This window comes from Catellatospora coxensis, assembly GCF_016862635.1.
Classification (GTDB): Bacteria; Actinomycetota; Actinomycetes; order Mycobacteriales; family Micromonosporaceae; genus Catellatospora; species Catellatospora coxensis.
Map to the genome: position 1 here is coordinate 1 of NZ_BONI01000193.1, position 1377 is coordinate 1377.

Here is a 1377-nt window from a genome sequence, read left to right on the forward strand (position 1 = left end):
GGATGCCCCTATGACTGTCAAGAGGCATTCATGATCGCCAGGAGTGCACTACTGGCTGGTGGTGAGAAGGCCGAAGACCTCGCGGGCGACGTAGCGCTTCAGGCACCGGATGATCTCCCGTTTCGTCTTGCCTTCCGTCAGGCGCCGGTCGCGGTAAGCCCGGGTGGCGGTGTCGGTGTGCAGACGGCTGATGACGATGCGGTAGAGCGCGGCGTTGGCTTGGCGATCGCCTCCGCGGTTGAGACGTCTGCGCTGGTTGTTGCCGGAGGAGGCCTCGACGGGACTGGCGCCGCAGAGCGCGACGAACGCAGCCGAGCTGGTGAGTCGTTCCGGGTTGTCACCGGCGGTGATGAGCAGCGCGGCGGCGTTGTCGGGACCGATACCGGTGCGTTGCAGCAGCTGGGGCCAGTGCTGCTGGATCACGTGCTCGATGTGGTGCTGCAGTTGGTCGATGTCGGTGGTCAGGGCCAGGATGCGCCTGGCCAGCAGAGCAAGCGTGTGGGCCGTGGCACCGCCGACGTCGTCGGGTCGGACGTCGTCGGCCAACGTGGTACAGCGCCGCCACGTCGTCTTGGGCCCGAGACCTGCCATCGAGTCGCGCAACTGCGGGTCGGCGTTGACCAGGACGGCCTTGAGCTGGTTGATCGCCTGAGTGCGGGCTTTGAGGGCCGAGGTCCGGGCCAGCCGGAACATACGGATCATCTCGACCGGCCCGTCGGCGGTCTTCGCCTGCCCGACGGCGGTTTCGGCGAGGACGGCACGGGCGGCGTGTTCGGCGTCCAGGGCGTCGGTCTTGCCGCGACGTCGGCGTGTGGCCTTGTCCGGCCAGGTCACCTCGATCACCGCGATGGCCTGGCTGAGCAGGAATCGTGTCAGTGCCGCGCCGTAGGAGCTGGTGCCCTCGACACCGGCACGCTGCAGGCTGCCATGGCGGCGGGCCCATGCCAGCAGCTGACGGTAGCCGGCGGCGGTGGTCGGGAACGACGACACCTCCACCAGCACTCCGTTTGCGGTGAGCACGGCCGCGACGTGCTTGTCCTTATGGGTGTCGACGCCCAGCACGATGGTCTCGCCGTTGCCGGAGTTGTCCTGGTCGGGTCGGGGACGGGGGATACTGGTCACGGTCATCAGCTCCTGATCTGGTCGGGGCGCAGATGGCTGACGCCGGACCGGTCGGAGCTGGTCAGAACTGTGACGGTGCCCTGTTCACGGCAAGGCCCCTATCGGGACACGCTTGACCGGGCCGGCGCCCAGGCACCGTCCCGGGCCGTGATCGACAGATCCAAGCCAAGACACGAAGTCGGATCTCACGCGGGCCAGATCACCAGCCCGGAACGGTGCACGACCAGTCTCACAGGTTTCACGAACGAGCCGAGT

Annotated in this window: 1 protein-coding gene; it reads right to left on the reverse strand. The window is 67.6% G+C overall.

The window, feature by feature from the left end:
• Positions 1–48 precede the first annotated feature (48 nt).
• Entirely contained in the window at positions 49–1128 is a 1080-nt protein-coding gene (locus Cco03nite_RS41950; RefSeq protein WP_444546539.1) for an IS110 family RNA-guided transposase, read from the reverse strand.
• Positions 1129–1377 lie beyond the last annotated feature (249 nt).

Coding starts and splice junctions, on each gene's coding strand:
- Cco03nite_RS41950 (WP_444546539.1), bottom strand. CDS start 1,128: ATGACCGTGACCAGTATCCCCCGTCCCCGACCCGACCAGGACAACTCC.